Source organism: Paracoccus cavernae (genome assembly GCF_042430175.1).
In the GTDB taxonomy this organism is placed as follows: Bacteria; Pseudomonadota; Alphaproteobacteria; order Rhodobacterales; family Rhodobacteraceae; genus Paracoccus; species Paracoccus cavernae.
In genome coordinates this window covers 395060-416569 of sequence record NZ_JBHMDZ010000001.1, presented here as the reverse complement: position 1 = coordinate 416569, position 21510 = coordinate 395060, and the positions used below count along the sequence as shown (strand labels likewise).

The following is a 21510-nucleotide window of genomic DNA, read 5'->3' as shown; positions in this document are numbered from 1 at the left end:
GAAGCGGGACAGAAGATGCGGATTCTCATCACCAATGACGACGGGATCAACGCCCCGGGCCTCGAGGCTTTGACCGAGATCGCTCAGGAGATCGCCGGGCCCTCTGGCGAGGTCTGGACCGTCGCCCCCGCTTTCGAGCAATCGGGCGTTGCCCATTGCATCAGCTATACCCACCCCACGATGATCGCGAAGCTCGGCGAGCGCCGCTATGCCGCCGAAGGCAGCCCCGCCGATTGCGTTCTGGCCGCGATCTCGGACGTGATGAAGGATTGTCCGCCCGATCTGGTGCTCTCGGGCGTGAACCGCGGCAACAACTCCGGCGAGAACGCGATGTACTCCGGCACGATCGGCGGCGCGATGGAGGCGGCGCTCCAGAACCTGCCCGCGATCGCCTTGTCGCAATATCTGGGCGCGGGCACGGCCGGTCTGGCCGACCCCTTCGAGGCGGCGCGCAAACATGCCCCCCGCATCATCCGCCAGCTTCTCGATCACGGAGATTGGCAATCGGATGTCGATTTCCGCCTGTTCTACAACGTGAACTTCCCCGCCTGTCCGGCCGCCGAGGTCAAAGGCACACGCGCCGCGCCGCAAGGCCGCCGCCGGGGCACCCGCTTCGAGGTCGAACCCTATATTTCGCCCACCGGACGGCGTTTTCTGTGGGTGGTCGGAGGGTCGCAAAATGTTGACGCGACGCCGGGCAGTGATGTTGATTTGAACATGGCGGGCTATATTTCGGTGACGCCGATGCGGCCGGATCTGACCTGCTACGACAGCCTGTCGCAATTGCGCGGAGTATTTGACCAGGGATGAGTGACCCCGATGACATCCCGGAACGCAAGATGCGCTTCCTCTTCCAGCTCCGCTCGCGCGGGGTGACGGATCCGCGTGTGCTCGAGGCGATGGAGCGGATCGACCGCGGCCCCTTCGTGCGCGGCCATTTCGAGGATCGCGCCTACGAGGATACGCCGCTGCCGATCCCTTGCGGCCAGACGATCAGCCAGCCCTCGGTTGTCGGGCTGATGACGCAGGCGCTCGAGGTCGGTCCGCGCGACAAGGTGCTCGAGGTCGGGACGGGATCGGGCTATCAGGCCGCGATCCTCGCGCTGCTGTGCCGGCGGGTCTATACCGTCGACCGCCACCGCAGGCTGGTGGTCGAGGCCGAAGAGATCTTCCAGCAATTCGGGCTGACGAATATCACCACCCGCGTGGCCGACGGCTCTTTCGGGTTGCCGGAACAGGCGCCCTTCGACCGCATTATTGTGACCGCCGCGGCCGAAGATCCGCCTGGCCCGCTCTTGGCGCAGTTGAAGATCGGCGGTATCATGGTGGTTCCGGTCGGCCAGTCCGATGCGGTGCAGACGCTGATCCGCGTGCGCCGCTCCGAGACGGGTTTCGACTATGACGAATTGCGGCAGGTGCGTTTCGTGCCGCTGGTCGAGGGGTTGGGACAGACATGACCCCCGACGCAAGCCGAGGCAAATAAGGACGGGCAAATGACGGGTTTCAGACTTTCCGCAGCGGGCGCATTGACCCTGTTGGCCTTGGCGTCATGCGGGCCGAATGGCGAATATACCGGCTTCGATCTCCGGAATTTCGATCCCGATCTGCGGACCGGCGGGCTGAAGACCAGCGATGCCGCCGCTGCCGCGCAACCGCGGCCGCAACCCGACCAGCGCGGCGTGATTTCTTATCCCGGCTATCAGGTCGCGGTTGCCCGCCAGGGCGATACGATCGCCTCGATCGCTTCGCGGTTGGGGCTGAATGCGGGGCAGGTCGCACAATATAACGCGCTTGACGCGAGCAGTGTGCTGAATGCCGGTGCGGTTGTGGCGCTGCCGACCCGCGTGGCGGGAGCCGCGCCGGCAATGGTGACGGTGCCGGTTTCCTCGACCGGTCAGGTCAGCGATCCCTTTGCCGGCCAAGGCGTGCGCAAGCCCAATGTGCCGACGCAAGAGGCGGCAGTCACCTCGAAAACCCTGTCGGGCAGCACCGCGAAAACCGTGCAGCAACCGGCGCCGCAGCCCAAACAGCATGTGGTTGTTTCGGGCGAAACCGGTTGGTCGATTGCCCGCAAATACGGCGTGACGGTCAATGATCTGGCAAGCTGGAACGGCTTGACCCCCGATATGGCGGTGCGTCCGGGCCAACGTCTGCTGATACCGGTGGCGGGTCAGGCTCCGGCGAAAACCGCAGAGGTGGTGAATGCGCCGGGGACCGCGAGCCCGACGCCGCGCCCGCCTTCGGCAGCCGAGCCGCTGCCAAACGAGAAAACCATCCCTGCCGCCACCAAGGTGGCCGCGCCGAACGCGCCCGATCTGGGCAAGACGCGGACGGCGGCCTCGGGTTCGGGCAAGTTCCGGATGCCCGCCAACGGCGCTATCGCGCGGACCTATAAAAAGGGCACGAACGAGGGTATCGACATCTCCGCTGCGCCCGGCTCGGCAGTGACGGCGGCAGGCAGCGGGACGGTCGCGGCGATCACGCGCGATGTCGACAACGTTCCGATCATCGTGGTGCGCCATGACGGCAATCTGATGACCGTTTACGCGGGGCTCGACAATGTCGCGGTGAACAAGGGCGACAAGGTCAGCACCGGCACCACGCTGGGTCGGGCCCGTAATCAGGGTATCGTCCACTTCGAAGTCCGCGACGGCTTTGAAAGCGTCGATCCCGAGAAATACCTCAACTGAGCGACGGGTTCGGCGCGCGCCGGGCCTCCTGCATCACATCTGTCGAGAACGGGGCACCAGCGTGCCCCGTTTTCTTTTGGGCGGTGGTCAGGCGCTTTTGCGGATCCGGCGCAGGGCGAGATCGATTTCCGAACGCACGAGGCGGCGGAGGTTGCGGCTGAACTGGCTGCCGAGCTCGCCCTGAAGCTCTTCGCGCACGGCGTCCCGGATCAGGTTGCGCAAAAGCCGGTCGGTCGTCATCTCGTCTTCGGGGGCGGCGAAAAGGTGCAGCTCCTCTTCGACGGAGGCGGGTGCGGGGGCAGTCTCCTCGACGCTCACGAAGGACAGTCCCTCGTCATCCCGCATGTCCCGATCCGGCTGCGGCAGTGCTGGGGGGGTTGCGGCAAAACCCTCGGGTTCAGGAAGGCGCGTCTCGTCGTACAGGGGCGCGGCTGCCTCGACAGACGCATCATCGCGCGGCGCCGTCGCATCACCAGCGAACCCGGCCATGTCGCCGGTGAGCGCGCGAGGGGCCGCCGGCGCGGTTTGTGCTCCGAGATCGGGCCGCATCTCGCGTTGCTGGAAGGGGCGCGGCTCCGGCATGGTCAGGTGCTCGGGGCGCAGCGTGGCCGGTTGCATCGGGGGCGGCGCGGGAAAGCGCCGCTCGGTCATGCGGTGGGGCGTTGCCGCCTGTTGGCCGTGCGAAAGCGGCGGTGGGGCGGTCGGGCCGCCCTCGGGCGCGATGCGGAGCGGTCGGGATTCATTCGCGGGACGCGGGCGCATCGGCGGCTTCGCATTGCCTTGCGGGGGGACCATATCCGGATCGCCGAGCATCAAGGGTGGCGATTGGGGCGCGTGGCGCGGCGCGGCCTGTGACGCTTGCACGGGCTGGTTCCGCGCGACCTCCGCCTGATCGATCGCGACCTGACGGAGGCGTTGGCCGGGGTCCGTCACGCTGCGGTTGGCCTCGTCCTGCGCGATCAGGCGACGGATCGAGGCAAGAACATCACCAATATTTTCGGAGATTTCGCTGGCGGAGGCGTTTTCACCAAGATCAGCCATGACGGGCACCCCGCCAGGCCGATTTGGCAGAAAGACATCCGGTCGGGTTATTCGCCCCGGCCGATTGCGCGCAGCACGCGGTCAAGGCTTTGGCCCTGGCTGCTGGTCGAAGGCGCGTTGCGCACCGCATTGTAATAGGCTGATGGGTCATAGGTCGGGATCCCGAGCTTCAGGTTTTCTACCGTCAGCAAACCCATAGCAGCCAAAAGTTGATAATGTGCTAACTGGAGATCGGCCTCGGCCGAAATCTTGCTTGCACGCGCCTCGAGGAGGCTTTGTTCGGCATCGAGCACGTCCAGGGTGGTCCGCGCCCCCAAAGTGGCCTCTTCGCGCACGCCGTCATAGGCCTGTTGCGCCGCGACGATCTGCTCGTCGATGGCGCGGATCTGGGCGCGGGCCACGTCGATCCCTGCCCAAGCGGTCCCGACCGCCTGGCTGACCTGACGCGAGGTGCCCAAAAGCTGCGCCCGCGCGGAATCGCGCTGCGCCATGGCCTTGCGGTGCTGCGCCGAGAGGCGGCCGCCCGAGTAAATCGTCTGCGACATCGACAAGGAGGCCGAGCCGGTATCGCGGGTATCGGCGTCGCGAATGCCCAGGGAGTTGCCGCGCTGGCTGGCGATGCCGACGCTGCCGGTGATGGTCGGACGACGTTCCGCCGCGGCAGCGGCCACACCGAGCTCGGATGCGGCTGCGGAATGTTGTGCCTGATGGATGCCCGGATGGGTGCGCTGCGCAATGCCGCGTGCCTGATCCAGCGAGGGGGGCAGCGTCGGCGTCGGCGGCGGGGCCGAAAGGTTGTTGGGCATGCGGCCGGTCACGGCGAGATAGGCTTCGCGCGCGACTTCGAGGCTGCCTTCGGCGGCGGCGTGGTTGGCGCGGGCCGCGGCAAGGGCGGCATCGGCCAGCGACACGTCGGTCAAAGTGATCTCGCCAACCTCGTAGCGGTCGGTTGCCGCCTGCTGTTCCTGCGACAGAACGCGCACCGAGTTTTGTTGGAGGTCAACCTGTTCGAGGGCCGAACGCACGTTCAGATAGGCCTCGACCGCGGACAAAAGCACGTCCTGTTCGACGCCGACCAGCGCCGAGCGCGTGGCAAGAACCGTTTCCTTGGCACCGTCGATGGCGACCTGGCTCCGGCCGAAATCATAGATCGTCATCTGCGCCTGCAGCGACAGGGCGGTCTGGCGGACGTCGAAACCTTCGATGTTTTGGTAGTTCTGCTCGAGGATCCAGCTCACGACCGGACGCAGCGCCGACATTGCCGTGGCGACATCTTCGTCGGCAGCACGCAAAACCGCGCGGTTCTGTTCGAGAAGCGACGAATGACGATAGGCCGCGACCATCGTATCGGCCAAGGTTTCGGCCATCGCGGGCAGGGCCGAGGCCCCTGCGATCAGCGCGGCGAAAAGCGGGCGACGCAGGGCCTTGAATGTACGTCCAATCATTAACGAGCCTTTCTGATGCAGTCAGAGCGCAAAGCTCGAAACACGTTTGAAACCTGGCAGGATCGGGGCAAAAGCGTTGAAGACGTTACGCCAGTTGATCTGGCCGTCGAGTTTGTGGCCCAGACGCACCGTGCCAAGCTGGCCTTCGACAAACAAGGCGACAATGCGGCCGCCCTCGCGAAGTTGATCGGCGATGGCTTGGGGCAGGGCCTCGATCGCGCCGCCGACCAGCATGGCGTCATAGGGCGCCTGACCGGGCCAGCCGGCGGTCAGATCGGCCTGCGTGACGGCGACGTTATAGATGTCTTGCGCGGCAAGGCGGCTTTGCGCCTCGGCAGCCATATCGGGGTTTTCCTCGGTCGCGACGACGGCCTCGGCAATGCGGGCCATCAGGGCGGTGGCATAGCCGTAGCCGCAGCCGACATGCAGCACGAGGTCGGAGGATTGCAGGTCGAGCGCCTCGAGCATGCGGCCGATGGTGCGCGGCTCCAGCTCGACGCGGTTGCGCGCGAGTTCGATGTTCTCGCCGGCATAGGCGACATTGCGCAGGGCGTCGGGGACGAATTGCTCACGCGGAACGGTCAGCATGGCGTCGATGACAGGGTAGCTTGTCACCTCGTTGGGTCGCACCTGAGTGTCGACCATCATGGTGCGGCGTTGCGCGAAATCGGTCATTTCCGGACCCTGCCCTCGGTTGCTTTCGCCATCTAATGCCACGAAAATTGGGCGCGGGCAACGGCGCTGGTTGCGTGAAATTCGTTAGCATAAGGCTAATTTGCCGGAGTTCGCCTATCCCCGCCCCCAACAGGAGACCACTGTGACCGATTATCTCTTCGCGCCGGCCGCGCCCCGATCAATCCCCGTGCTGGCCGAGACCGCCCGCTATCCGGTCAACCGCATCTTTTGCGTGGGGCGCAACTATGCCGCCCATGCCGCCGAAATGGGCAATGAGGTCGACCGCGAGGCGCCCTTCTATTTCACCAAGGCTCCGCATGCCGTGACCCAAAGCGGTGCGGTTCTGCCCTATCCGCCCGGCACCGAGGACTTCCACTACGAAATGGAGCTGGTCATCGCGATCGGTGCGCCCGCTTTCCGCATCGCCCCCGATCAGGTCGAGGGGGTGATCTTCGGCTATGGTTCGGGGCTCGACATGACGCGGCGCGACCTTCAGGCGCGCTCCAAGTCCAAGCGCCAGCCTTGGGACACATCCAAAGACGTCGAGGGCTCGGCGGTTCTCGGCGCGCTGACGCGGCGCGAGGCTTTAGGCGCGGTCGGCGCGCAGCGCATCCACTTGGCGCAGAACGGCACGGTCCGGCAGGATGCGCTGCTGTCCGACATGGTCTGGAGCGTCGCCGAGATCGTCTCGGATCTCTCGCATCTCTATCACCTCTCGCCGGGCGATCTGATCATGACCGGCACGCCTGCGGGCGTGGGCGCGGTGACGGCGGGCGACCGGCTGGAGGGCGGGATCGACGGGCTGGCCGGAGTGGTCCTCGAGGTCGGGCCCGCCGAATAGGCGCGGCAAGCGGGCAGGCGGGCGGAGGCGGGGCGCTTAGCCCCTGCCTTCTTCCCAGACCATGACCAGCTGGGTCTGGGTCACCACCGCCGCCAGTTTGCCGTCGCCGCGCGTGATCGAGGTCTGCCAGACCATCATCGTGCGCCCCTTGTGGAGCGGGATCGAGGTGGCGCGGGCGGTATCGCCGATGCGGATCGGGCGCAGGAAATTCGTCTTGCTTTCCACCGTCGTCGTTGTGGTGCCTTCGGGCAGGTTCATCATGGTCGCGGTGCCGCCGACATTGTCGGCAAAGCTCATGATCGCGCCGCCGTGCAGGACGCCGTTGCGGTTGCTCAGATCAAGGGTGACCGGCATTTCCGCGACCACCTCGTCGGGGCTGACCGAGAGGATCCTGATCCCCAGCAGCACCGAGAAAGGCGGCTGGTCCATGGCGATGTCTTCCATCCGTTCGCGCGCGTCCGTCATGGTCTCTCCTGTGCTCGTTCGGCCAAGAAGTGGCATGGCGCGCTTGCGGGGGCAATCACGCCGCTTGCGCGGGGCGGATGCGCGGGGCAGGATCGGAGCATGAAACCCACAGTCACCTTTCCATCCGGCGACAGCGTTCCGGCCCTCGGGCAGGGAACGTGGAAAATGGCCGAGAGCCCCTCGCTCCGCGCGGCCCAGATTGCGGCGCTGCGGTACGGGATCGAGCTGGGCATGACCCTGATCGACACCGCGGAAATGTATGCCGACGGCGAAGCGGAGACCCTTGTCGGCGAAGCGATATCGGGCCGTCGCGACGGGCTGTTTCTGGTCTCCAAGGCCTATCCGTGGAACGCCTCGGCCAGCGCGTTGCCCCGCGCCTGCGAGGCCAGCCTGCGCCGCCTCGGGACCGACCGGCTTGATCTCTACCTGCTGCATTGGCGCGGCGAGATCCCCTTGGCCGAGACGGTTTCCGCGATGGAGGCGCTTTGCGATCGCGGGCTGATCCGCAATTGGGGCGTGAGCAATTTCGATGCCGAAGACATGGAGGATCTGATCGCGGCGGGCGGTACGCGCTGCGCCACGAACCAGGTCCTCTACAATCTGACGCGGCGCGGTCCCGAATATGATCTGCTGCCGTGGATGGGCGGGCGCGCGATTCCGGCGATGGCCTATAGTCCGGTCGAGCAGGGGCGTTTGGCGGGCGATCGCCGCCTTGCCGGTCTGGCGGCGGGGCTTGGCGTGACGGCGGCGCAGCTGGCGCTGGCCTGGGTTCTCAACCGCGCCGGAACCATCGCCATTCCCAAAGCCGCGACCTTGGATCACGTCGCGCAAAACCATGCCGCCGCCGCGCTGGATCTGGTCGTGCACGAGGATGTCTTGCTCGCGCTCGACCGCATTTTCCCCGCGCCGGACGGGCCGCGCCCGCTCGAGATGATCTAGAACCGCCACCGCCCGCGCGCGTGCCCTTTGCCGCGCGCCGGCAAACAGGATGACGACCCGATGCTGAAACAGATTGATCCGCTGATCTCGCCCTCGCTTCTGCATGTGCTGGCCATGATGGGCCATGGCGACGAATTGGCGATCGTGGATACGAATTTCCCCGCTTATTCCATGGCCGAACACACCAGCTACGGGAGTGTCCTGACCATCGGCGCCAATCTCACGCGCTCGGTTCAGGCGGTGCTGACCTTGCTGCCGCTCGATACATTCGTGACTGCGGCCGCGACCACGATGCAGGTCGTGGGCGATGCCGCCATGATCCCCGATACCGTGGCCGAAATCACGCCGCTGATCGCCGCCGAAGGGGTCGGCCAGGATACGGTCGAGCGGTTCGCCTTTTACGAGCGCGCCCGCAACGCCTTTGCGATCCTGCACTGCCAGGAGGCGCGGATTTACGGCAATGTTCTGTTGCGCAAGGGAATTATCCCCGGCTGAGGCCCGCTTCTATTTCACAGCCAGATCGCGCGACAAAGCCTGAAGCCGCGCCAGAGTCGGGGCGACGGCATCCTCGGGGCCGCCCTCCGGATGGGCGATGAAGGCGCAGGTGATGACGGCAATCGCCTCGTTGAGGGGCGACAGGATCGGCACCGAAATGTCCTGAACCCCGACCAATTGCCGCGAATCGCCGATGCGGTGACCGGCGGCGCGGATGCGTGCCAGCTCGGGGGCCATTGCGGCCAGTCGGGCGTCGCGGGCAGGCTCGTCCCAAAGCGCACGGGTCGCCGCAAGCGATTCCGCGTCGCGAAAGGCCAGAAGCGTGATCCCCGAGCCGGTATCGAGCAAATCGAGCCGCGCACCGACACGCACGCGGAACTCCCATGTCGTGCCGGGGCTTGATTGCGCAGCCACCACCGCGGCCTCGTGGTCGGGCATCACCAGATGCAGCGATTGGCGGGTCTCGCGTGCGAAACGGTCCATCAGCGGCAGGGCCTGATGCACCAGACGGCGCAAAGGCGGATGGGCATTCGCCAGCACGAACAGCTTGAGCGAGAGCATGTAGCGATCGCCCGAGGCCAGCCGCGAGACATAGCCGCGCGCCACCAGACGTTCGAGCATCCGGTAGATTTCCGAGGGGCTGCGTCCCATGTCGCGCTGGATCTCGGCGCGGGTCAGCCCGTCGGGCTGCTTGGCCAGAAGCTCAATGATATCAAGGCCCTTGTCGAGGGCAGGGGCGCGGTAGCGCGCGGCGCCCGCGTCGCTTTCGGGCGGCTGATCGGTGGTTTCGGACATGGCGAAATCTCTGCTTGCCAGAAAAATTCATATGTGAATAGACTGTCCATATATGAACCACACGTCAAGGGAGGGACAGATGGCTCGGACGGGAAGGCTTGCGGGAAAACGGATCCTGATCACCGCCGCGGGGCAGGGGATCGGACGCGCCACGGCGATCGCCTGCGCGGCAGAGGGAGCCCATGTCATCGCAACCGACGTCAATCCCGCGCTGCTGGCCGGTCTGGACGGGATGGAGACGCGCGCTTTCGACGTTACCAGCCAGGAGGCGATCGACGCCCTTGCCGCAGAGGTCGGCGCGCTTGACGGTTTGTTCAACTGCGCGGGCGTGGTCCACAACGGCAATGTGCTCGAAATCGCGGACAAGGATTGGGATTTCGCTTTCGACCTGAACGTCAAGGCGATGATGCGCACCATCCGCGCGCTTTTGCCCGGGATGCTGGAACGCGCCAAGGAAACCGGCGCGGTTTCGGTGGTGAACATGGCCTCGATGGCCTCGTCGATCAAAGGTTTCGCCAACCGCACCGCTTACGGCGCGAGCAAGGCCGCGGTGATCGGCCTGACCAAGGCGATTGCCGCCGATTTCGTGAAACAGGGCCTGCGCTGCAATGCGGTTTGCCCGGGCACCGTCGATACGCCCAGCCTGCGCGGCCGCATCGCCTCGGCCGCCGACCCGGTTCAGGCGGAAAAGGACTTCATCGCGCGCCAGCCTATGGGGCGTCTCGCCACGGTCGAGGATATCGCGCCGATGGTCGTCTATCTGCTGTCCGACGACAGCCGCTTCGTTTCGGGGCAGGCTTTGTCGGTGGATGGCGGCGTCACGATCTGAGGGCGCAAACCGAACGATAAGGGCTGACAAGCGGTTGGGGAGGGCCGCGCGACATGACCGAGATCGACGCTCACTGCCACTTCTGGTCGCTCGCACGCGGCGATTACGGCTGGCTCGAGGGCGAGGGTGGCCCCCTTGCCCCGATCCGCCGCGATTTTGCCCCCTCCGACATGCCGGGGACGGCGCCGGTCATTGCGGTTTCGGCCGCGCCGAGCTCGGCCGAAACCGACTATCTCCTGCGCCTCAAACATCCGCGCCTTGCGGGTGTGGTGGGCTGGGTCGATCTGGCCGCGCCAAGCACCTGCGGCCAGATCTCGGATCTGGCGATCAATCCGCGCTTTCGCGGCATCCGCCCGATGCTGCAGGACATCCCCGAGACGGATTGGCTTTTGACCGCGCCGCGTGCCGATACTTTGGCGACTATGGCGCGGATGAACCTGACCTTCGACGCTTTGGTCACGCCGCGCCATCTGGGCGTGCTTGCGACATTCGCGGCCCAAAACCCCGACCTCGCCATTGTCATCGACCATGCCGCCAAGCCGCGTCTTGCGGTGGGGGGAGAGGACGAGGAATGGCTGGCGGGCATGGCCGCGCTGGCTGCTGATCCGCGCATCCATTGCAAGCTTTCCGGCCTTCTGACCGAGGTGTCGCCCGCCCAGCTTGCCGATCCTCTGGCGGTGTTGGGGCCGGTTGTCGGGCGCTTGCTCGACTGGTTCGGGCCGGAGCGGCTGATCTGGGGCAGCGATTGGCCGGTGCTGAACCTTGCCGGCGATTACGCGCTTTGGCGCAGCCTGACCGACCAGCTTCTCGCCGAGCTGACCGATGACGAGCGCGCCGCAATCATGGGCGGCAATGCCGCGCGATTTTACGGGATATCCCTATGAGCGATCTGGTCCGGATGAAGGCGATTTCGAAGAGCTTCCCGGGCGTCAAGGCGCTGGACGGGGTGTCCTTCGATCTGCACGGCGGCGAGGTTCATGCGCTGATGGGTGAAAACGGCGCGGGGAAATCCACGCTGATGAAGATCCTCTCGGGCGTTTATACCCCCGACAGCGGCACGATCGAGGTGGGCGGCGCGGCCGTGACCATCGACGGGCCGCGTCAGGCGCAGGCTTTGGGCATCGGGATCATCCATCAGGAGCTTGCCCTGATGAACGACCTCACGGCGGCGCAAAACATCATGATCGGCCACGAGCCGCGCCTGTCGTTCGGGCGGATCGACGAAAAGGCGCTGAATGCCCGCGCGGCCGAGCTGTTCAAGCGCATGAATATCGACATCGACCCCAAGGCGCGGGTCGGCGGGTTGACCATCGCGCGCCAGCAGATGATCGAGATCGCCAAGGCGCTGAACCTCAATTCGCGCGTCCTGATCATGGACGAGCCGACCGCCGCGCTCAATGATGCCGAGATTGCCGAGCTGTTCACCATCATCCGCCAGCTTCGTTCAGAAGGCGTGGGCATCGTCTATATCAGCCACAAGATGGACGAGATCCGCCGGATTTCCGACCGCGTGACGGTGATGCGCGACGGCAAGTATGTCGGCACGGTTCAGGCTGCCGAAACCCCGATCGAGACGATCATTTCGATGATGGTCGGGCGCGAACTGGGCGAGGACAGTACCGATTTTCCCGACACCTCCGCCAATCCGGTGATGCTGTCGGTGCGCGGCCTGTCGCGCGGCCGCGAGATCCGCGACGTGTCCTTTGATCTGCGCGCGGGCGAGATTTTGGGCTTTGCCGGTCTCATGGGCGCAGGCCGTACCGAGGTCGCGCGTGCGATCTTTGGCGCCGATCCGCTGGAGGCCGGAGAGATCGCGGTGAAGGGCGCCAAGCTGGCGATCCGCTCGCCCAAAGATGCCGTGCGCGCGGGGATCGGCTATCTGTCCGAGGACCGCAAACATTACGGCCTCGCGCTCGGGATGGATGTGCGTGCCAATATCGCGATGGCAAGCCTTGACGGCCATTCCGACCGGCTGGGCCGCATCGACGAAAAGGCCTTGGGCACCATCGCGCAGGATTACATCAAGCGTCTGGGCATCCGCACGCCGGGCGACCGCCAAGAGGTCCGGCTGCTTTCGGGCGGCAACCAGCAGAAGGTCGTCATCGCGAAATGGCTGCTGCGTGATTGCGACATCCTGATCTTCGACGAGCCGACGCGCGGCATCGACATCGGGGCGAAATCCGAAATCTACGCGCTTTTGAACCGGCTGGCCGCCGCCGGAAAAGCCATCATCGTCATCTCGAGCGAGCTGCCCGAGGTCCTGCGCCTGTCGCACCGCATCGCCGTGATGTGCGAGGGCCGTCTGACCGGCATTCTGCCCGCCCATTCCACCCAAGAGGCGATCATGGCCCTTGCCACCCGCCGCGACAGCATGACCAAAGAGGATGCCGCATGACCAGCAGCCCCCGCGCGTTTTTCACAGGCGGTGCACAGCAAAAGCTGCTGGCCTTCGCCAGCCTGATCGTCCTTCTGGTCGTCTTCAGCCTTGCCTCGCCGCAGTTCCTGCAAGTCACGAACATGATGTCGATCCTGCAGGCGACCTCGGTCAACGGGGTCTTGGCGGTGGCGGCGACCCTGGTGATCATCACAGGCGGCATCGACCTTTCGGTCGGCACTTTGATGACCTTTTGCGCGGTCATGACCGGCGTGGTGCTGACCTGGCTGGGGATGCCTTTGCTGGTCGGTGTTCTGGCCGCGATCCTGACGGGGGCGTTCTGCGGGCTTTGCTCGGGGACGTTCGTGGCCAAGATGAAGATCCCGCCCTTCATCGCGACTTTGGGCATGATGCTGATCCTCAAGGGCCTGTCCTTGGTGATTTCGGGCACGAAACCGATCTATTTCAACGACACGCCGGGCTTCACGCAGATCTCGCAGGGCTCGCTGATCGGAGCCGTCGTTCCGGGCCTGCCGGTCCCCAACGGCGTGCTGATCCTGTTCGTGGTCGCAGGCCTCGCGGCATGGATCCTGTCGCGCACGCTTTTGGGCCGCTACGCTTTCGCGCTGGGTTCCAACGAAGAGGCCGTGCGCCTGTCGGGCGTCAATACCGATGGTTGGAAAATGGCGATCTATGCGCTTGCCGGCGCGATCTGCGGCATCGCGGGTCTGCTGATTTCCAGCCGCCTGAACTCTGCCCAGCCCGCTTTGGGGCAGGGCTACGAGCTCGACGCGATTGCCGCGGTGGTCATCGGGGGAACCTCGCTTGCGGGGGGACGCGGGACGATCCTCGGGACGCTGATCGGGGCGCTGATCATGTCGGTGCTGACCAACGGCCTGCGCATCCTGTCGGTCGCGCCCGAATGGCAGACCGTCGTCACCGGCGCGATCATCATTATCGCCGTTTACGCGGACCAACTGCGACGCGGCAAACTCAAGTGAACCAGACCAGGGAGGCAATGATGTTCACAAAACGCATGCTGATGGGGGCCGCTGCTGCTGCCCTGATGCTCTCGACCGGCTTTGCTGCCGCGCAGGACAAGCCCTATGTGGCGCTGATCTCCAAGGGGTTCCAGCACCAGTTCTGGCAGGCCGTGAAGGCCGGAGCCGACAAGGCGGGCGAAGAATTCGGCGCGACCGTGACCTTCGAGGGGCCGGACAATGAGACACAGGTCGACCGCCAGATCGACATGCTGGCCGCCGCGCTTGCCAAGAAACCGACCGCGATCGGCTTTGCCGCGCTCGATAGCCAAGCGGCGATTCCGCTGCTGAAACAGGCGCAAGAGGCCAATATTCCGGTCGTGGCCTTCGACTCGGGCGTCGACAGCGACATTCCGGTGGCGACCGCCTCGACCGACAACCTCGCGGCCTCGGCGCTTGCGGCCGACAAGATGGCCGAGCTGATCGGCGGTTCGGGCAAGGTCGCGCTGGTCGTTCATGACCAGACCTCGCGCACGGGGATCGACCGTCGTGACGGCTTCCTCAACCAGATGAAGGAAAAGCACCCCGAGATCGAGATCGTCGCCACCGAATACGGCGACGGCGACCAGCTGAAATCGACCGAGATCACCAAAGCGATCCTTCAGGCCAACCCCGACCTCAAGGGGATTTTCGGCGCGAACGAAGGCTCGGCCATCGGTGTCGTCAACGGCGTGCGCGAGATGAACGCGAAAGTCGTCATCGTCGGCTACGATTCGGGCGCGGCGCAGAAACAGGCGATCCGCGACGGCTTGATGGCGGGCGCGATCACCCAGAACCCCGTCGGCATCGGCTATGAAACCGTCAAGGCGGCTCTGGCTGCAGCCAAGGGCGAGGCGGTCGAGAAGAACATCGATACCGGCTTCTTCTGGTACGACAAAACCAACATCGACAGCCCCGAAATCTCGGCTGTTCTCTACGATTGATCCAATCGGGGCCGGGGCGCGTTCGCCTCGGCCCGCTTTTCCTGCGGAGCCCCCCAATGACCACCCGTATTACCGGCCTGCGCACGGTTGATGTGCGATTCCCGACCTCGAAAGCGCTTGATGGGTCGGATGCGATGAACCCCGATCCCGATTACTCGGCGGCCTATGTCATCCTCGAGACCGACGGGCCGCATCAGGGCCACGGGCTGACCTTTACCATCGGGCGCGGCAACGAGATCTGCATCGCGGCGATCGAGGCTTTGCGCAATCTGGTCGTCGGCCTCGAGATGGATTGGGTCGCCGCCGATATGGGCCGCTTCTGGCGCTATGTGACCGGCGACAGCCAGCTGCGCTGGATCGGGCCGGACAAGGGCGCGATGCATCTGGCAGTGGGCGCGGTCGTCAACGCCGTCTGGGATCTTTGGGCCAAGATCGAGGGCAAGCCGGTCTGGCGTCTCGTCGCCGACATGACCCCCGAGGAATTCGTGCGCTGCATCGATTTCCGCTATCTCACCGATGTCATGACGCCCGAATGGGCGCTGGCGCATCTGACCAAGCAGGCCGCCGGCAAGTCCGCGCGGATCGAGACTTTGCTCCGTGAGGGCTATCCCTGCTACACGACCTCGGCCGGTTGGCTGGGCTATGACGACGCGAAACTGCGCCGCCTGTGCCGCGAGGCTGTCGATGCCGGTTTCAAATTCATCAAGATGAAGGTCGGCCGCGATCTGGATGACGACATCCGCCGCCTGACCATCGCCCGCGACGAGGTTGGTCCCGACATCAACCTGATGATCGACGCCAATCAGGTCTGGGAGGTCGATCAGGCGATTGATTGGGTCAAGAAATTGTCCTTCGTGAACCCGTGGTTCATCGAGGAACCGACCTCGCCCGACGATATCGCGGGGCACAAGAAAATCCGCGCGGGCGTCGCGCCGGTGCAGGTTGCGACCGGCGAGATGTGCCAGAACCGGATCATGTGGAAACAGTTCATCGCCGAGGGCGCGATCGACATCGTCCAGATCGACAGCTGCCGCATCGGCGGCGTGAACGAGATCATGGCCGTGCTGCTTCTGGCCGCGAAATACGATCTGAAAGTCTGCCCGCATGCCGGCGGCGTCGGGCTGTGCGAATATGTCCAGCATCTCTCGATGATCGACTACGTTTGTGTAGCGGGTACCCGCGAGGGCCGCGTGATCGAATATGTCGACCACCTGCACGAGCATTTCCTTGACCCCTGCGTGATCGAGAATGCCGCCTATATGCCGCCGACGGCGCCCGGCTATTCGATCCAGATGAAGCCCGAAAGCCTTGAAACCTACCGGATTCCCGACTGATGGACCTGCATCTCAAGGACAAGGTTGTCGTGGTCACGGGCGGAGGCTCGGGGATCGGGGCGGGGATCGTCGAGGTTCTCGCCGAAGAGGGCGCGGTTCCCGTGATCTTCGGCCGCACGCCGCCCGATCCCGACTGGCTGGCGCGCACCGGTGCCGATTTCATTCAGGTCGAACTGAGCAATGACGAGGCCTGCCGCCGCGCGGTCCAGACCCTGCGCGACCGCCATATCGTGGTTCACGGGCTGGTCAACAATGCCGGTGCGAATGACGGGGTCGGGCTGGATGCGGGGCCGGATGCCTTCCGCGCCAGCCTCGACCAGAATCTCGTACATTATTACACGATGGTTCATTTGCTGGCGGATGATCTGCGCGCGAGCCGTGGCGCGATCGTCAATATCAGCTCGAAAACGGCGGTGACGGGGCAGGGGGGAACCTCGGCCTATGTCGCGGCGAAAGCGGCAGAGCTGGGGCTGACGCGCGAATGGGCGGTCGAGTTTCTGCCCGACGGCGTGCGCGTCAATGCCATCGTCGTGGCCGAGGTGATGACGCCGCTTTACCGCCGCTGGCTGGATACGATGCCAGACCCCGAGGGCGCCTTGGCCGAGATCACGCGCCGCATTCCGATGGGCCAGCGCATGACCACGGCCCGAGAGATTGCCGATAGCTGCGCCTTCCTTTTGTCGGACCGCGCGAGCCATACGACGGGGCAATGGATCTTCCCCGACGGCGGTTACACGCATCTTGATCGCTCGATCGGGCGCTGAACGGGCTAGACGCGGGGGATATTGCTGGTCGCGGTTGCTTCCCCCGCCCAGTCCGCCTCGTCCGGAGTGATCGCGGCAGAGCCGAAAGCCTGATCCGCCTCGTCGAAGGGCGAGCGGGTGCTTTGCGCTTTGCGGATGATCTCGTAGACGCGGCGCGCGCCGTCGATGTCGCGAAACTCCGGCAGGCCGTTCACGAAAGCGGTAAAGCTCGGGCGGCCTGTGGCTTGCGATTCATGGCTGAAGCTGATGGTGCCGCTGCCTTTGCCGTCTTCGTCGAGGATCAGCGCAGGCAGGTTTTTCACGTCCAGACTTTTGACCGAGGATCCCATCCCCGTCGCGATCATGACGCGCTGGTTGGTGACGGCGTAACGGGTGCGGGCACGCTGCCGGCTGTCCCACCAAAGACGGCCGACCGTGATATAGGCCGCGATCACCAGAAACGGCAGGCCCCAAAGCCGGAAGAGAAGCGGCGCATCCGCGACCCAGACCCCGACATTCCACAAAACCGCGAATCCGGCCCAGAAGATGCTGAATGGCACGAAAAGCTTGTCTCTTTTGGTCAGGCGGATGCCGGTCGGCGGGCGGCCTTCCCACAAAAGGCGCTCGCCTTTGCCCAAGATGTTGCGGAAGTTGAACATGCGGACCCGATGTAGAGGAAAGGGAGCGGCCCCGCAGCGGGACCGCCGTTCGTGAGTGGCGGGGTCAGGAAACGGTGATGCCTGCCGCGCCTTCGCGGACCTCGCCGATGATCGCAGCCAAAGGATAGCCCGCCTCGCGGATCATTGCCAAGGTCGTTTCGGCGGCATCGGCCGCGACGGAAACCAGCAGACCGCCCGAGGTTTGCGGATCGGTCAGAAGATTGCGCTGCCACAGCGGCAGGCCCTCGGGCAGGGTCACGTCATGGCCGTAAGCCGCCCAGTTGCGCGTCGAGGCCCCCGTCAGCAGCCCGCTTTCGGCAAGCTCCGATGCCCGCGTCAACAGCGGCAGATCGAAGAGGTTCAGATCCAGATGGAGGCCCGCACCGCGTGCAAGCTCCAACCCGTGGCCAAGGATGCCGAAGCCCGTGACATCGGTGATCGCATGGACCTCGGGGCGTTTCGCGAGATCCGTGCCGATCTTGTTCAAAAGCGTGGTCGAGGCGACCATTTCCGCCTGACCCGCCTCATCGAGCAGGCCCTTTTTGATCGCTGCCGAATAGATGCCGACGCCGATCCCCTTGGTCAGGATCAGCTTGTCGCCCGCTTTCGCGCTGGCGTTGCGGCGCAGTTCGGAGGGATGGCACAAGCCGATGACGGCGAGGCCGTAGATCGGTTCCGGCGCGTCGATCGAATGGCCGCCCGCGACGGGAATACCTGCTTCGGCGCAGATCTCGCGGCCGCCGGCCAGAATGGCGCGGATATCGGCGGGGTCCATCTTGTCGATCGGCATGCCCAGAATGGCCAAAGCCATGATCGGCCGTCCGCCCATCGCATAGACGTCGGAGATGGCGTTGGTCGCGGCGATTCGCCCGAAATCGCGCGGATCATCGACCATCGGCATGAAGAAATCCGTGGTCGCGATCACGCAGGTATTGTCGTCGATCTGCCAGACGGCGGCGTCGTCGGCGGTCTCGGTCCCGACCAGAAGCTGCGGAAACATCTGGGCAATCGGTTGATCCGACAGAAGATCGCGCAACACCGAGGGTGCAAGCTTGCAACCGCAACCGCCGCCATGCGCCAGCGAGGTCAAACGCGGAGAGAGGTCGTTCATGCCGTCTTTTCCTTTTTCCTGCGCCACATCGTTACCTGACGGACGACGACATAAAAACCCGGGACCATGAAAATGCCAAGGAATGTCGCGGCGAGCATGCCTCCCATCACCCCGATCCCGATCGAGTTCTGCGCCGCAGCCCCCGCGCCGGTCGCAATCGCCAAAGGCAGAACGCCGAGGATGAAGGCGAGCGAGGTCATCAGGATCGGGCGCAGGCGCAGCTTGGCGGCCTCGATCGCCGAGGTGATCAGGGGCTTGCCGGATTCCTGCTCAAGCTCGCGCGCGAATTCGACGATGAGAATGGCGTTTTTCGCGGCGAGGCCGATTGTCGTCAGCAGCGCCACCTTGAAGTAGACGTCGTTCGACTGGCCGGTAACCAGAGCCGCGATGATCGCGCCCAGAACCCCTACCGGCACGGCCAGCATGACCGAGAAGGGGATCGACCAGCTCTCGTAAAGCGCGGCGAGCGAGAGGAAGACCACCAGCACCGCCAGCGCGTAGAGATAGGGGGCCTGACTGCCCGATTGACGCTCCTGATAGGCAAGGCCGGTCCATGCGGTGCCGTAGCCGCCGGGTACTTCGGCCACCAGCTCCTCCATCGCGATCATGGCGGTGCCGGAGCTCGCGATATCGCTTTCCTGACCCGTGACTTCGATGGCGTTGATGCCGTCGATACGGGCGAGGCTCGGCTCGACCGGCTCCCATTCGGTGGTCATGAAGGCTGTGAAGGGTACCATTTCGCCGGCGGTGTTGCGGGCGTACCATTTGTCGACATCGTCGGGCTGCATGCGGTTCGCGGCACTGCCTTGCACGATGACGGGGCGCAGCTGCGCACCGAGCGCGAAGTCGTTGACCTCGGTCCCCGCGAAGATCGTCGAGAGCATCGAGTTCACATCCGCGACCCTCACCCCGAAGCTTTCGGCCTTTTGCTGGTCGATATCGATGCGCAAGGCGGCCTCGTCATCGGTGCCGCGTCCCTCGACGTTTTGCAGGCGCGGATCGGCGGCCGCCAGCGTTTCCAGCGTATCCGAGGCTTGCCCCAAAGCATCGACGCCCGAGCTGGGCAGGTCGAGCAGATACATGCTGAAGCCCGAAGAGTTGCCCATGCCGGGAATGGCGGGCGGCTGCATGAAGGTGATGCGTCCCGCGCGGTTGTTGCCGAATTTGGCGGTCGCGCGCGAGGCAAGCGCCCGGGCGGTCTGCTCCTCGGTGGTGCGGTCGGCGAAATCGTGCAGGCGCACGAACATCATAGCGCGCGCCTGCGACGTGCCCGAAAAGCCGAAGCCCAGCACCGCGAAGACCGAGGCGACCGTGTCTTTTTCGTCCTCGAGCATGTAGTTTTCGATCTGCTCGACGACGGCGGCGGTCTGCTGCGAGGTGGTGCCCTCCGACAGGCTGATCTGGACCTGCAACACGCCTTGATCCTCGGTCGGAATGAAGCCAGAGGTCATGCGGCCAAGCAGGTCGACCACGCCGTAAGCCATTGCTCCCAGCACGAGCATGACGATGAGAGGGCGGCGCAAAGTGGCGCGGATGGTCGCGCCGTAGCCCTCGGTCATGCGGTCGAAGCAGCGGTTGAACCAGCGCGCGGGGGCAAAGCGGACCGGCCCGTGAGCGGGTTTGAGGATCGTCGCGCACATGGCGGGCGTCAGGATCAGCGCCACCGCCAGCGACAGGACCATCGCCGTGATGATCGTGACCGAGAATTGCCGGTAGATCACCCCGGTCGAGCCGGCCATGAAAGCCATCGGCAGAAACACCGCCGATAGAACGACCACGATGCCGACCAGCGCGCCAGAAATCTGCGACATGCTTTTCTCGGTGGCTTGCAGCGGGTCGAGTTTGTCCTCGACCATGACGCGTTCGACGTTCTCGACCACGACGATGGCGTCGTCGACCAGAAGGCCGATCGCCAGCACCATCGCGAACATCGTCAGCGTGTTGATCGAATAGCCCAGCACCGCGAGCACCCCGAATGTGCCCAGCAAGACGACCGGCACCGCGATGATCGGAATGAGCGTCGCGCGCCAATTCTGCAGGAACAGCAAGATCACGAGGAAGACCAGAACCACGGCCTCGATCAGCGTGTGGTAGACCTTCTCGATCGACATTTCGACGAAAGGCGCGGTGTCGTAGGCGGTGCGGAATTCGATGCCCTGCGGGAGCGCGGATTTGAGGTTTTCCAGCTCGGCGCGCACGGCCTCGGCGGTCGAAACGGCATTGGCGCCATTGGCAAGGTTCACGCCGAAACCGGATGCGCTCATGCGGTTGAACTGCGAATCCGAGCCGTAGCGTTCCTGCCCGATCTCGATATCGGCGACATCGCCAAGCGTGACCGTTGCCCCGTCCGACCCGGTTTTCAGCAAGATGTTGCGGAAATCATCGGTCGAGGTCAGCTGGCTTTGCGCGGTGATCGTCGCGGTGAACTGCTGGCCCGTCATGACCGGCTGCGTACCGAGCGAGCCGACCGAGACGGTCATGTTCTGCGCCCGCACCGCCGAGGTGATGTCCTCTGGCGTCAGCTGGAATTGCGCCAGTCGCAAGGGGTCGAGCCAGACCCGCATCGCATAGCCCGAGCCGAAGATATTGACCCCGCCCACGCCTTCGACGCGGCGGATCGGGCCTTCGACGACCTCTTCGAGCAGGTTGCCGAGCTCGATCCGGCTGGCCTGGTTGGTGGTGTCGACAATCGCGCCGACCATCAGGATCGACGAGGTCGAGCGCGTGACCGTGATCCCCGAGGTCTGCACCGGCGTCGGCATCCGGCTTTCGACCGAACGCACGTTCGATTGCACCTCGTTGAGCGCATCGATCGGGTCGACGGTATCGTCGAAGGTTAGGGTGATCGTCGCGCGTCCGGTCGAGGATGACGAAACGGTATAAAGCAGCCCCTCGATCCCCGTCAGCGCATCCTCGATCGGCGTGGTGACGGAGTTCTGGACGGCCTCGGCGGTGGCGCCGGAGTAGTTGGCGCTAATGCGCACCGTGGTCGGCGCGATATCGGGATATTGCGAGACCGGCAGCGTGAAGATCGAGAAACCGCCGGCAAGCATGGTCACGATTGCCAGAACCCATGCAAATACGGGGCGATGGATGAAGAAATGGGCCATG

At 64.9% G+C, this 21510-nt stretch carries 21 protein-coding genes; 13 read left to right on the top strand and 8 right to left on the bottom strand.

Going from position 1 to position 21510, the window contains the following annotated elements:
* Positions 1 to 15 precede the first annotated feature (15 nt).
* From surE to ACFFUC_RS02060, 3 genes are read left to right on the top strand one after another with little or no spacing between them, the layout of a single operon-like run.
* Positions 16 to 810, top strand: coding sequence for a 5'/3'-nucleotidase SurE (gene surE, locus ACFFUC_RS02070; RefSeq protein ID WP_377683046.1), 795 nt, complete (start codon positions 16 to 18; stop codon positions 808 to 810).
* Complete coding sequence (locus ACFFUC_RS02065) at positions 807 to 1457, top strand: protein-L-isoaspartate(D-aspartate) O-methyltransferase (RefSeq protein ID WP_377683044.1); 651 nt, start codon at positions 807 to 809, stop codon at positions 1455 to 1457. The genes surE and ACFFUC_RS02065 overlap by 4 nt, the downstream gene beginning before the upstream one ends.
* 36 nt (positions 1458 to 1493) lie before the next feature.
* Positions 1494 to 2690 (top strand): LysM peptidoglycan-binding domain-containing protein, encoded by a 1197-nt coding sequence (locus tag ACFFUC_RS02060; protein ID WP_377683042.1) that lies wholly within the window; start codon positions 1494 to 1496, stop codon positions 2688 to 2690.
* 87 nt (positions 2691 to 2777) lie between these two features.
* On the opposite strand, the gene ACFFUC_RS02055 is transcribed toward ACFFUC_RS02060, so the two are convergent.
* Genes ACFFUC_RS02055 through ACFFUC_RS02045 form a run of 3 tightly spaced genes read right to left on the bottom strand, consistent with a single transcriptional unit; the run spans position 2778 to position 5851 of the window.
* Entirely contained in the window at positions 2778 to 3731 is a 954-nt protein-coding gene (locus ACFFUC_RS02055) for a hypothetical protein (protein WP_377683040.1), read from the bottom strand.
* A 47-nt stretch (positions 3732 to 3778) separates the two neighbouring features.
* Positions 3779 to 5176, bottom strand: coding sequence for a TolC family outer membrane protein (locus ACFFUC_RS02050; protein ID WP_377683038.1), 1398 nt, complete (start codon positions 5174 to 5176; stop codon positions 3779 to 3781).
* Positions 5177 to 5197: 21 nt separating this feature from the next.
* On the bottom strand, positions 5198 to 5851 hold the full coding sequence (locus tag ACFFUC_RS02045; RefSeq protein WP_377683037.1) for a protein-L-isoaspartate O-methyltransferase family protein: 654 nt from the start codon (positions 5849 to 5851) through the stop codon (positions 5198 to 5200).
* Between the two features lie 142 nt (positions 5852 to 5993).
* On the opposite strand from ACFFUC_RS02045, the gene ACFFUC_RS02040 reads away from it, so the two are divergent.
* A complete protein-coding gene (locus ACFFUC_RS02040) occupies positions 5994 to 6692 on the top strand; it encodes a fumarylacetoacetate hydrolase family protein (protein WP_377683035.1) in 699 nt (232 codons plus the stop codon).
* A 36-nt stretch (positions 6693 to 6728) separates the two neighbouring features.
* Here the strand turns inward: ACFFUC_RS02040 and ACFFUC_RS02035 are convergent, their stop codons facing one another.
* Positions 6729 to 7157 (bottom strand): PaaI family thioesterase, encoded by a 429-nt coding sequence (locus ACFFUC_RS02035; protein ID WP_377683033.1) that lies wholly within the window; start codon positions 7155 to 7157, stop codon positions 6729 to 6731.
* Between the two features lie 99 nt (positions 7158 to 7256).
* On the opposite strand from ACFFUC_RS02035, the gene ACFFUC_RS02030 reads away from it, so the two are divergent.
* Both ACFFUC_RS02030 and ACFFUC_RS02025 read left to right on the top strand, forming a co-directional pair.
* Entirely contained in the window at positions 7257 to 8096 is an 840-nt protein-coding gene (locus ACFFUC_RS02030; protein WP_377683032.1) for an aldo/keto reductase, read from the top strand.
* Between the two features lie 60 nt (positions 8097 to 8156).
* Complete coding sequence (locus ACFFUC_RS02025) at positions 8157 to 8591, top strand: RbsD/FucU family protein (protein ID WP_377683030.1); 435 nt, start codon at positions 8157 to 8159, stop codon at positions 8589 to 8591.
* A gap of 9 nt (positions 8592 to 8600) precedes the next feature.
* On the opposite strand, the gene ACFFUC_RS02020 is transcribed toward ACFFUC_RS02025, so the two are convergent.
* On the bottom strand, positions 8601 to 9386 hold the full coding sequence (locus ACFFUC_RS02020) for an IclR family transcriptional regulator (RefSeq protein WP_377683029.1): 786 nt from the start codon (positions 9384 to 9386) through the stop codon (positions 8601 to 8603).
* A gap of 79 nt (positions 9387 to 9465) precedes the next feature.
* Here ACFFUC_RS02020 and ACFFUC_RS02015 point away from each other — a divergent pair, with 79 nt between their 5' ends.
* Genes ACFFUC_RS02015 through ACFFUC_RS01985 form a run of 7 tightly spaced genes read left to right on the top strand, consistent with a single transcriptional unit; the run spans position 9466 to position 16650 of the window.
* Positions 9466 to 10215: an SDR family oxidoreductase gene (locus tag ACFFUC_RS02015; RefSeq protein ID WP_377683028.1), complete on the top strand. Its 750-nt coding sequence runs from the start codon at positions 9466 to 9468 to the stop codon at positions 10213 to 10215.
* 53 nt (positions 10216 to 10268) lie between these two features.
* Positions 10269 to 11099 (top strand): amidohydrolase family protein, encoded by an 831-nt coding sequence (locus ACFFUC_RS02010; protein ID WP_377683026.1) that lies wholly within the window; start codon positions 10269 to 10271, stop codon positions 11097 to 11099.
* Positions 11096 to 12610 carry a sugar ABC transporter ATP-binding protein gene (locus ACFFUC_RS02005; RefSeq protein ID WP_377683025.1) on the top strand — a complete coding sequence of 505 codons (1515 nt, stop codon included), beginning with the start codon at positions 11096 to 11098 and terminating at the stop codon, positions 12608 to 12610. The genes ACFFUC_RS02010 and ACFFUC_RS02005 overlap by 4 nt, the downstream gene beginning before the upstream one ends.
* Positions 12607 to 13590 (top strand): ABC transporter permease, encoded by a 984-nt coding sequence (locus tag ACFFUC_RS02000; RefSeq protein ID WP_377683023.1) that lies wholly within the window; start codon positions 12607 to 12609, stop codon positions 13588 to 13590. Before ACFFUC_RS02005 ends, ACFFUC_RS02000 begins: the two co-directional genes overlap by 4 nt.
* 20 nt (positions 13591 to 13610) lie before the next feature.
* On the top strand, positions 13611 to 14552 hold the full coding sequence (locus tag ACFFUC_RS01995) for an ABC transporter substrate-binding protein (RefSeq protein ID WP_377683021.1): 942 nt from the start codon (positions 13611 to 13613) through the stop codon (positions 14550 to 14552).
* Between the two features lie 56 nt (positions 14553 to 14608).
* Entirely contained in the window at positions 14609 to 15886 is a 1278-nt protein-coding gene (locus ACFFUC_RS01990; RefSeq protein WP_377683019.1) for an L-fuconate dehydratase, read from the top strand.
* Positions 15886 to 16650: an L-fucose dehydrogenase gene (locus ACFFUC_RS01985; RefSeq protein WP_377683018.1), complete on the top strand. Its 765-nt coding sequence runs from the start codon at positions 15886 to 15888 to the stop codon at positions 16648 to 16650. The genes ACFFUC_RS01990 and ACFFUC_RS01985 overlap by 1 nt, the downstream gene beginning before the upstream one ends.
* Before the next feature lie 5 nt (positions 16651 to 16655).
* On the opposite strand, the gene ACFFUC_RS01980 is transcribed toward ACFFUC_RS01985, so the two are convergent.
* From ACFFUC_RS01980 to ACFFUC_RS01970, 3 genes are all read right to left on the bottom strand, one after another.
* On the bottom strand, positions 16656 to 17288 hold the full coding sequence (locus ACFFUC_RS01980) for a hypothetical protein (protein WP_377683016.1): 633 nt from the start codon (positions 17286 to 17288) through the stop codon (positions 16656 to 16658).
* A 64-nt stretch (positions 17289 to 17352) separates the two neighbouring features.
* Entirely contained in the window at positions 17353 to 18399 is a 1047-nt protein-coding gene (selD, locus tag ACFFUC_RS01975) for a selenide, water dikinase SelD (RefSeq protein ID WP_377683014.1), read from the bottom strand.
* Positions 18396 to 21509 (bottom strand): efflux RND transporter permease subunit, encoded by a 3114-nt coding sequence (locus tag ACFFUC_RS01970; RefSeq protein ID WP_377683012.1) that lies wholly within the window; start codon positions 21507 to 21509, stop codon positions 18396 to 18398. Before ACFFUC_RS01970 ends, selD begins: the two co-directional genes overlap by 4 nt.
* Position 21510 lies beyond the last annotated feature (1 nt).

Excerpts from the sequence above, each read along its gene's own strand:
- ACFFUC_RS01990 (WP_377683019.1), top strand. The coding sequence starts at position 14,609 with ATGACCACCCGTATTACCGGCCTGCGCACGGTTGATGTGCGATTCCCG.
- ACFFUC_RS02055 (WP_377683040.1), bottom strand. The coding sequence starts at position 3,731 with ATGGCTGATCTTGGTGAAAACGCCTCCGCCAGCGAAATCTCCGAAAAT.
- ACFFUC_RS02015 (WP_377683028.1), top strand. The coding sequence starts at position 9,466 with ATGGCTCGGACGGGAAGGCTTGCGGGAAAACGGATCCTGATCACCGCC.
- ACFFUC_RS02030 (WP_377683032.1), top strand. The coding sequence starts at position 7,257 with ATGAAACCCACAGTCACCTTTCCATCCGGCGACAGCGTTCCGGCCCTC.
- ACFFUC_RS02045 (WP_377683037.1), bottom strand. The coding sequence starts at position 5,851 with ATGACCGATTTCGCGCAACGCCGCACCATGATGGTCGACACTCAGGTG.
- ACFFUC_RS01985 (WP_377683018.1), top strand. The coding sequence starts at position 15,886 with ATGGACCTGCATCTCAAGGACAAGGTTGTCGTGGTCACGGGCGGAGGC.
- ACFFUC_RS02060 (WP_377683042.1), top strand. The coding sequence starts at position 1,494 with ATGACGGGTTTCAGACTTTCCGCAGCGGGCGCATTGACCCTGTTGGCC.
- ACFFUC_RS02065 (WP_377683044.1), top strand. The coding sequence starts at position 807 with ATGAGTGACCCCGATGACATCCCGGAACGCAAGATGCGCTTCCTCTTC.
- ACFFUC_RS02035 (WP_377683033.1), bottom strand. The coding sequence starts at position 7,157 with ATGACGGACGCGCGCGAACGGATGGAAGACATCGCCATGGACCAGCCG.
- ACFFUC_RS02020 (WP_377683029.1), bottom strand. The coding sequence starts at position 9,386 with ATGTCCGAAACCACCGATCAGCCGCCCGAAAGCGACGCGGGCGCCGCG.
- ACFFUC_RS02050 (WP_377683038.1), bottom strand. The coding sequence starts at position 5,176 with ATGATTGGACGTACATTCAAGGCCCTGCGTCGCCCGCTTTTCGCCGCG.
- ACFFUC_RS02000 (WP_377683023.1), top strand. The coding sequence starts at position 12,607 with ATGACCAGCAGCCCCCGCGCGTTTTTCACAGGCGGTGCACAGCAAAAG.
- ACFFUC_RS01980 (WP_377683016.1), bottom strand. The coding sequence starts at position 17,288 with ATGTTCAACTTCCGCAACATCTTGGGCAAAGGCGAGCGCCTTTTGTGG.
- ACFFUC_RS01995 (WP_377683021.1), top strand. The coding sequence starts at position 13,611 with ATGTTCACAAAACGCATGCTGATGGGGGCCGCTGCTGCTGCCCTGATG.
- ACFFUC_RS01970 (WP_377683012.1), bottom strand. The coding sequence starts at position 21,509 with ATGGCCCATTTCTTCATCCATCGCCCCGTATTTGCATGGGTTCTGGCA.
- selD (WP_377683014.1), bottom strand. The coding sequence starts at position 18,399 with ATGAACGACCTCTCTCCGCGTTTGACCTCGCTGGCGCATGGCGGCGGT.
- ACFFUC_RS02025 (WP_377683030.1), top strand. The coding sequence starts at position 8,157 with ATGCTGAAACAGATTGATCCGCTGATCTCGCCCTCGCTTCTGCATGTG.
- ACFFUC_RS02005 (WP_377683025.1), top strand. The coding sequence starts at position 11,096 with ATGAGCGATCTGGTCCGGATGAAGGCGATTTCGAAGAGCTTCCCGGGC.
- surE (WP_377683046.1), top strand. The coding sequence starts at position 16 with ATGCGGATTCTCATCACCAATGACGACGGGATCAACGCCCCGGGCCTC.
- ACFFUC_RS02010 (WP_377683026.1), top strand. The coding sequence starts at position 10,269 with ATGACCGAGATCGACGCTCACTGCCACTTCTGGTCGCTCGCACGCGGC.